Source organism: Steroidobacter sp. (assembly GCF_016790065.1).
Lineage (GTDB): Bacteria > Pseudomonadota > Gammaproteobacteria > Steroidobacterales > Steroidobacteraceae > Steroidobacter.
The window spans coordinates 1-6,916 of record NZ_JAEUPY010000122.1 but is presented as its reverse complement, the minus strand read 5'-3'; the positions used below and the strand labels follow the sequence as shown (position 1 = coordinate 6,916).

Here is a 6,916-nt window from a genome sequence, read left to right as displayed (position 1 = left end):
CCGGACTGTTGCCGAACGTGCCGCGTGACGCGTACTGGGCATGGGGACTCGGCGACAGCTTGATCGTCGTCATTCCGAGTCTGGATCTGGTCGTGGTGCGCGCGGGTGCGCAAGCCGCAGCCAATTCGTCGAACGGCTCGCGAGTGTGGAACGACGACAATTGGAATGGCGACTACGCGGTGTTGGCGCCGTTCCTTGACCCGATCGTGCAGTCAGTGACTCCCTGAGTACTGTGATGAGTACTGTGAGTAGCGCAGGGTGAGACTCGAAGGCGCGCGCTGGAATTCACAGGGCGCGCGCCTTTGCAGTCCCCCAGATTGAAACTCAACAAGGGTTGGTGCGGCATCTGAGTCGGTCCCTCCGTCAGGAGAACGCTCATGGCCGCCGATTCCGCCACCCCGCAACAGTGGGCTGCGATGACCTTCGCGCCCATCCCCATCGATAGCGACAAGTTCGGCCCGGCCTGGGAACAGCAGCGGGGTGCGATGGCGCGCACGAGCATCGCGGTACTTCGCTTCGACGATGAATCGCTCACTCAGCATTTCCTGGATCGGCCCGAGCCGCTGCGCGAGGCCATGACCGCGCACGCCGGTTTGCAACAGGAACTGGACTATCTCAAGACCCACCTCGAAGCGCTCGAGCTGGCGGCCACGCGTATGTTGTGTGTGGCGTCACGCATTTCACTGGCTTCGTTGGATTCGCCGCCTTCCGAGACTTGAGAACCCCGCTGCGCGCGGGCAAGCTCCGGCCGTACGACACGGAGCGCGAATGCAGTCAGTGACCGAGGCCGAGAAGCAGGAAAAACTGCCTTTTCCCAAGTGGTGGCCCATCGTGGCCGGTGCCCTGGTCGGCGTGGTGTTGCGTCTGTTTTATAGCGGCGGCCCGGACGGGCCGTACGGCGCGATGATGGGTTCGTTCATTTTCATCGCACCGCTGGCGGTCAGTGCCGTCACCGTCTATCTCGCCGAGCGACTGTCTCGTCGCAGTTGGGGCTATTACATGCTGGTCGGCTGCGCGGCGAATGCGCTGTTCGTCATCGGCACCATGGCCACCATGCTCGAAGGACTGATCTGCGTCATCATCATCTTGCCGCTGTTCGTGGCGATTGGCTGCATAGGCGCGCTGGTGATGGGCGCCGTGTGTCGTTTGACGAACTGGCCTAAGCAGGCTGTCTATAGCGTCGCAGTGTTGCCGCTGATTCTGGGTGCGATCGAACCAACCGCCGATTTGCCAGTGCGACTGCGCACTATTGAGCGCAGTGTCGCCGTTGAAGCGCCGCGCGAAGCCGTCTGGGATCACCTGATGAATGTGCGTGACATTCGTCGTGACGAAGTCGAGGACGGCCTCGCATTTCGCATCGGCGTGCCGCCGCCGATTTCAGCACTCAGCGATGCTGTCGACGGCCAGCCGGTCCGGCGCATTTCGATGGGCAAGCATGTGCACTTCGATCAGATCGAGGCCGAGCGTCGCGAGCACGAGTACGTGCGCTGGACCCAGCGTTTCTATCCGGATTCATTTCCGCCCGGCGCGTTCGATCAACATGTGGTGATGGGCGGCAGCTACTTCGATATCGACTCCATCTCGTACTCGTTGCAGCCGGAAGGTGCGAAGACACGGCTGACGCTCAGCATGCACTACAGAGTGAGCACGCGTTTCAATTGGTACGCCGACGCGGTCGCGCGTTTGGTGCTCGGCAATCTCGAAGAAGTGTTGCTCGGTGTCTATGAACGGCGCGCAGAGGTGACGGGCGCGTGAGCATGGACTGGAACGTCGGCTCGGAACGCATCGTCGATACCGGCGATACCGACGCGTCGGCGGGCGTCGTGCGTTGGCGTGCCAGCAAGTCGCTTTGGATTGGCGGCATGTCAGCCGCGGCACTGGTGTTCGGACCGCTAACGTTTACTCCTGGCGCGTTCCTGCTATTTCTAATCAGCACTGCGATCACGTTGTGTGCCGGGCATTCGGTGGGCATGCATCGACGGCTGATTCACAACAGCTTCGAGTGTCCCAAGTGGCTGGAGTATGTCTGTGTGTATCTCGGCGTGCTGGTCGGCATGGCCGGCCCCATCGGCATGATTCGTCAGCATGACCTGCGCGATTGGGCACAACGACGCGGGCACTGTCACGACTATCTGCGTCATGGTCGTGGGTTCTGGCGGGACGGGTGGTGGCAGTTGCATTGTGATTTACAACTGACGCACGGGCCGAAGTTTCAGCTCGAGTCGACGCTGGCCAGCGACCGTTGTTACTACTGGATGGAGCGCACTTGGATGTGGCAACAGCTGCCCTGGGCGCTACTGTTTTATTGCATCGGTGGCTGGAGTTGGGTGGTGTGGGGTGTTTGTGCGCGCGTGGCCGTTTCAGTCACAGGGCACTGGCTCGTCGGTCATTTTGCGCATCGTCAGGGGCCGATGACTTGGGAAGTGCGCGGTGCCGGCGTGCAAGGCAGGAATGTGCCCATCGCTGCGTTGTTCAGCATGGGCGAGAGCTGGCACAACAATCATCACGCCTTTCCCGGATCAGCGCGGCTTGGATTGTTACCGGGAGAATGGGATCCGGGTTGGTGGTTGCTGCTGGGACTGCAGCGTTGTGGATTGGTGTCGGCGCTCAGAACGCCTGAGACATTGCCGCCGCGGGCCGCGCTACATCGTTTGGATCGCTCAGGCTGGCAGCCGTCGCCGTCGGTAGTGCACGCTCACGGCGAACAACAACAACGACATGGCCAGCAAGCCGCCCAGGCTCCATTGGAAATCAGTGCGCAATAACAACGAAGGTTGAGGCGGCAGCCACGCCTCGCCGGCCAGCACCGATTCGATGACGTTGCGAATCTCTTTGCCTGGCAGGGTTTCGCCGTTGGACAGGATCACGATGGCTCGTTGCTGCGACGGATAGAGCGTCAGTAACGCCGAGAAACCGCGGCCTTTCGCAGCTTGGCGCGGCAGCCAATCGTCGCCGCGACGTTCCAGTTGCCAACCCAGCGCCATCGCCAGGCCGTCGCGACCAAGATCGCGTTGATGTTTGATCAACTCGCCGTAGGAATTGGCGGCGAGCAATGCAGGATCGTGACTCACTTGTACGGCGGCCCAGCGCGTTAGATCGGCGATGCTGGCGCTCAACCCGACGCTCGGCATCGTGTCTTCGTCCCAGGGATAGCGTTGCGCGCGACGAACGAACACCGTGCCGGTGTGTGGCCAGGCGACATTGGTGCCAGTGATAGGCACACCGAACGTGCTTTCGCCCATGCCTGCTGCGTTCAACACGCGTGTCTGCATGTACTGCAGATACTTTTGTTGTGACGCTGTTTCGATGATGGCGCCCAAGGCGTCGAAGGCTGAGTCTTCGCGCGTCAACAACTGAGTGACAGTCACGGGTGAATCGGCAAGCGAGTCGCTGAGGCCGAGTTGGCCGCGCTCTGCTAGCTGCATGACTGCGGTGGCGGTCAGCGTTCTGGTGATCGACTCGACATGAAACAACGTGTGCGCGTTGACGGGCTCGTCGGTTCGCGTGTCGCGTACGCCGAAGCCGCGCATGTAAACGGGTTGGCCGTCTTCGACGATGCCGATGGCCAGGCCGGGCAGGGCGAAGTCTTGCAGGACGCGCTCCATCGACGCGTCCAGCGCATACACACGATCTGGAGTCAGTGTCGGCGGTGGATCGTCGTGCGTGGTGTCTGGTGCCTGGGCACAGGCAACGTCGGATATCGCGGCGAGCGCGATCATAATCAGCAATTCAGCTGCCCGGCTCTGCATCGAGCGATCCGTGAATCCGTGGACTGGCCTGGGCAAATGATAGTCGCTTGTGCGAACGGTGCGCGTTACTGAGATCTCGAATTTGGGGTTCTGGAGTTGGGCGCCACGGCGGTCGAATCCCGCCGCACCAAGGTGTGCGCCAGTCGCGCCGGCTTGGGGGTGGTTCCCGACAACAACATTTCCAGCAGCAGATCGGCCGCGCGATAGGCCAATTGATACGTCGGCTGGCAGATGGTGGTGAGCGGCGGCCACACCGTGCGAGCAATGGCTGCATCGTCGAATCCGGCAATCGACAGTTGCTGGGGCACGGCCACGCCCATTTCGTGAGCCGCCATGAGCGCACCCGCGGCCATGTCGTCGTTGCCTGCGAAAATTGCCGTCGGCCGCTTCGGCAGCGCCAACAACTGACGCGTCATTTCCAGGCCGGAGTCGAACAGGAAATCGCCCTGGCGCACGTATTCGGGCACATACGGAATCTTGTGGTTCTTCAGCGCCGCCTTGTAACCGCGCAACCGTTCGCCGCTGGCGAAATGGCCGGGCCGGCCGATGATGAAACCGATGCTGCGATGACCGAGCCCGATCAGATATTCGGTCATCTCGCGGGCCGCGGCTTCGTCGTCGATATCCACATACGGCGAGCGATGTTTGATTTCGTTCGGGGCGATGCGCACGAACGGCAGCGCTTGGGCGTCGAGCGCGCGAATCAGTTCGGCCGATTCGCTCAGCGGCGGTGCCACGATCAGGCCGTCGAGATGGGTCTGGTTGGCGAAGGTCAGGATGTCCTGCATCACCTCTTCGGTGCGGCCGGCCACTTCATGCAACAACAGCAGGAACTTGGCCTCGCGACAACGCGCCAACGCGCCCCGCTGCACTTCGATGGTGTAGTTGGCGCTGGGATTGTCGTAAACCAGGCCGACCAGATAGGAGCGCCGGCTGGCCAGGCTGCGGGCCGACAGGCTGGGGTGATAGTTCAGCCGTTTGACGGCCGCGAGCACCTGCGCGCGGGTTTCTTCCCGAACGTTGGGTTCGTTGTTCAGAACCCGTGAGACAGTTTTGATCGCGACGCCGGCCGCTTTGGCGACGTCGTTGATGCTTGTTCTGCGCCCGGACATGGGCGCGATGGTAGCCCAGAATTCGCTTCAGTGCTGGCGGCCCGCGCAGCGGTGACGTCAGCGCAGGATGCGGCGGGGCTGCTCCGGCTGTTCCACCACCCTCGGCTTGCTCTGGCGCAGGTACAGGTCGAGAAAGTCGATGCCGTTGTCCACCGGCTTGTCGACGATGAAGGTGCTCATGTGTTCCAGCCCGCGCATCAGATACAGCTCGGCCGGGATGCCGTTGGCGTTCAACGCCTCGTACATGGCGTGCGCGTTGTTGTCGCCCACAGTGAAATCGAACGTGCCGTGATACAGGAACATCGGCGGATCGTCGCTGCTGACCAGCGCCAGCGGCGAAGCTTCCCGCCACAGGCCGGGATTGTCGTTATAGGACACGCCGGTGAGGCCGTTGGTGAGCGGGCCGTCTTTGTAATAGCGAAGATCGACCGGTGTGCCGCCGGCCACCACTGCCTGAACGCGCGAACCTTCCACGAACCATTTGTCGCTCGGGCTGGTAACGCCGGCCAGCGCCGCCAGATGCGCGCCCGCCGAGTAACCCCAGGTGCCGATGCGATTCTTCAGCACGTTCAAATCCGAGGCATGCGCTCGCAGCCAGAGGATCGCCTGCTGCACGTCCTGGAGCTGGGCCGGGAAATGCCATTGCGGGGCGAAGCGGTACGACATGTTCAGCACTACATAACCGCGCTCGGCCACGCGCTGGGAAATGCTATCCATGTCCGCTCGCGACCGGCCTTCCCAGCCGCCGCCATGAATCATGATCACGCCGGGGAACGGTCCGTTGCCGGCCGGCTTGTACAAATCGGCCTTGAGCTGCTGCGGCCAGCCCGCTGGGGTGTAGACGAAATCCCGGGTCACGGTCACGTCCACCGGCCGTACCGAACCGATTCGGGCATTGCTCGGCCGCCCCTCGTGCGAGGCACAGCCGGTCATCAACAGCGCGGACACCAGCAATGCAAGCCTGATCATGGGAACCCCTTTACCGCAAGCTCATCGGGTTCATTCGCACTCCCGGCGGATTTGGAGGCAGACCCCCTGGCGCCGAGTTCGCCGCTGGTTAGAATCGACTCATGGACTCCAAGCTCACGCAGCAGCGGCGCGGCCAGCAAGTCGACCCAGGCCTATTGGCCGCTACCCAGCGGCTGACCCCGGAGCAGCGTCTGGACGCATTCCTTACCCACAGCCGCTTGATGATGGAGCTTTATCAGGCTGGACAACAAGCCCGCGAAACGGTGCGACCGAAGCTCGCATGAGAACCAGTCGCTCCGGTGAGTCTGCACTGCTATTACTCGACGTAGTCGATGTATTGGGATGTGAGCAGGTCGATTACGCCGTCATCGGTGCCATGGCGGCTTCGGTGCACGGCGTGCTGCGCGCAAGTATGGATGCTGACGCGGTGCTGTCCATTACTACTCAGCAGCTCGGACAGTTGCAAACTCGCTTTCGAGACTCTGGGTTTGCAACGGATTTGCGCCGTGGCGATTTGGACGACCCGATTGCCGCAGTGCTGGCATTGAGCGATTCATTCGGCAATCGCGTCGACTTGTTGGTGGGCCTGCGCGGCTTGGAAAAAGAAGCATTCGAACGCGCGATTGAAGTGACTTTTCAGCGCGCGGCGTTACGGGTTGTAGGGGTCGAAGATTTCATCGCGATGAAAGTCTTTGCCGGCGGCCCCCAAGATATTGCCGATGCGCGCTATGCGCTGGCGGCGGCTAACGCAACCCTGAATCGGGAGCTATTGTTACGTTTGACAGCGCGTTATGGCCGCGACGCCATCAGTGCTCTCGAGAAATTACTCAGCAGCTGATGTCGGCTGGCGAGCCTGTGGCACGTCCTTAGAACACACAACGCACGCCGCCACGGCTCACTGCAGAGGGATGACGGATGAAACGACTACTCGCACTCAGCTTACTGGCGGCGTTGGCCGCGTGCTCGCCCAAGCAAGATGCGGCGAAAGAACCGGCGGCGCAAGCGGCGGCGGCACCGCCAGCGCCGGCGGAGGAGCCGGTGAATGTGCCGGCCGGGGCCTATAGCATCGATCCGGCCCACACCAGC

8 protein-coding genes and 1 pseudogene are annotated in these 6,916 nt (G+C 62.1%); 6 read left to right on the top strand and 3 right to left on the bottom strand.

The window, feature by feature from the left end:
• The 4 genes and pseudogenes from JNL55_RS05330 to JNL55_RS05315 all read left to right on the top strand — a co-directional run.
• Nucleotides 1-227: pseudogene (locus JNL55_RS05330) on the top strand (hypothetical protein); the annotation flags it as partial.
• A 150-nt stretch (nt 228-377) separates the two neighbouring features.
• A complete protein-coding gene (locus JNL55_RS05325) occupies nt 378-719 on the top strand; it encodes a hypothetical protein (RefSeq protein ID WP_293850329.1) in 342 nt (113 codons plus the stop codon).
• 49 nt (nt 720-768) lie between these two features.
• A complete protein-coding gene (locus JNL55_RS05320; RefSeq protein ID WP_293850327.1) occupies nt 769-1,755 on the top strand; it encodes a hypothetical protein in 987 nt (328 codons plus the stop codon).
• A gap of 2 nt (nt 1,756-1,757) precedes the next feature.
• A complete protein-coding gene (locus JNL55_RS05315) occupies nt 1,758-2,765 on the top strand; it encodes an acyl-CoA desaturase (RefSeq protein ID WP_415923011.1) in 1,008 nt (335 codons plus the stop codon).
• Here the strand turns inward: JNL55_RS05315 and JNL55_RS05310 are convergent.
• The 3 genes from JNL55_RS05310 to JNL55_RS05300 form a co-directional block, all read right to left on the bottom strand.
• Complete coding sequence (locus JNL55_RS05310) at nt 2,661-3,749, bottom strand: serine hydrolase domain-containing protein (protein ID WP_293850322.1); 1,089 nt, start codon at nt 3,747-3,749, stop codon at nt 2,661-2,663. The two genes, JNL55_RS05315 and JNL55_RS05310, sit on opposite strands and share 105 nt — an antisense overlap.
• 65 nt (nt 3,750-3,814) lie before the next feature.
• Entirely contained in the window at nt 3,815-4,861 is a 1,047-nt protein-coding gene (locus tag JNL55_RS05305; protein WP_293850319.1) for a LacI family DNA-binding transcriptional regulator, read from the bottom strand.
• Between the two features lie 57 nt (nt 4,862-4,918).
• Nucleotides 4,919-5,830 carry an alpha/beta hydrolase gene (locus JNL55_RS05300; protein ID WP_293850316.1) on the bottom strand — a complete coding sequence of 304 codons (912 nt, stop codon included), beginning with the start codon at nt 5,828-5,830 and terminating at the stop codon, nt 4,919-4,921.
• A gap of 101 nt (nt 5,831-5,931) precedes the next feature.
• Here JNL55_RS05300 and JNL55_RS05295 point away from each other — a divergent pair, with 101 nt between their 5' ends.
• The gene (locus JNL55_RS05295; protein ID WP_293850313.1) at nt 5,932-6,114 is read left to right on the top strand and encodes a hypothetical protein; all 183 of its coding nucleotides are present in this window, start codon (nt 5,932-5,934) and stop codon (nt 6,112-6,114) included.
• Nucleotides 6,111-6,668 carry a hypothetical protein gene (locus JNL55_RS05290; protein WP_293850310.1) on the top strand — a complete coding sequence of 186 codons (558 nt, stop codon included), beginning with the start codon at nt 6,111-6,113 and terminating at the stop codon, nt 6,666-6,668. The genes JNL55_RS05295 and JNL55_RS05290 overlap by 4 nt, the downstream gene beginning before the upstream one ends.
• Nucleotides 6,669-6,916: the final 248 nt, after the last annotated feature.

Coding starts and splice junctions, on each gene's coding strand:
- JNL55_RS05320 (WP_293850327.1), top strand. CDS start 769: ATGCAGTCAGTGACCGAGGCCGAGAAGCAGGAAAAACTGCCTTTTCCC.
- JNL55_RS05290 (WP_293850310.1), top strand. CDS start 6,111: ATGAGAACCAGTCGCTCCGGTGAGTCTGCACTGCTATTACTCGACGTA.
- JNL55_RS05300 (WP_293850316.1), bottom strand. CDS start 5,830: ATGATCAGGCTTGCATTGCTGGTGTCCGCGCTGTTGATGACCGGCTGT.
- JNL55_RS05310 (WP_293850322.1), bottom strand. CDS start 3,749: ATGCAGAGCCGGGCAGCTGAATTGCTGATTATGATCGCGCTCGCCGCG.
- JNL55_RS05305 (WP_293850319.1), bottom strand. CDS start 4,861: ATGTCCGGGCGCAGAACAAGCATCAACGACGTCGCCAAAGCGGCCGGC.
- JNL55_RS05295 (WP_293850313.1), top strand. CDS start 5,932: ATGGACTCCAAGCTCACGCAGCAGCGGCGCGGCCAGCAAGTCGACCCA.
- JNL55_RS05325 (WP_293850329.1), top strand. CDS start 378: ATGGCCGCCGATTCCGCCACCCCGCAACAGTGGGCTGCGATGACCTTC.
- JNL55_RS05315 (WP_415923011.1), top strand. CDS start 1,758: ATGGACTGGAACGTCGGCTCGGAACGCATCGTCGATACCGGCGATACC.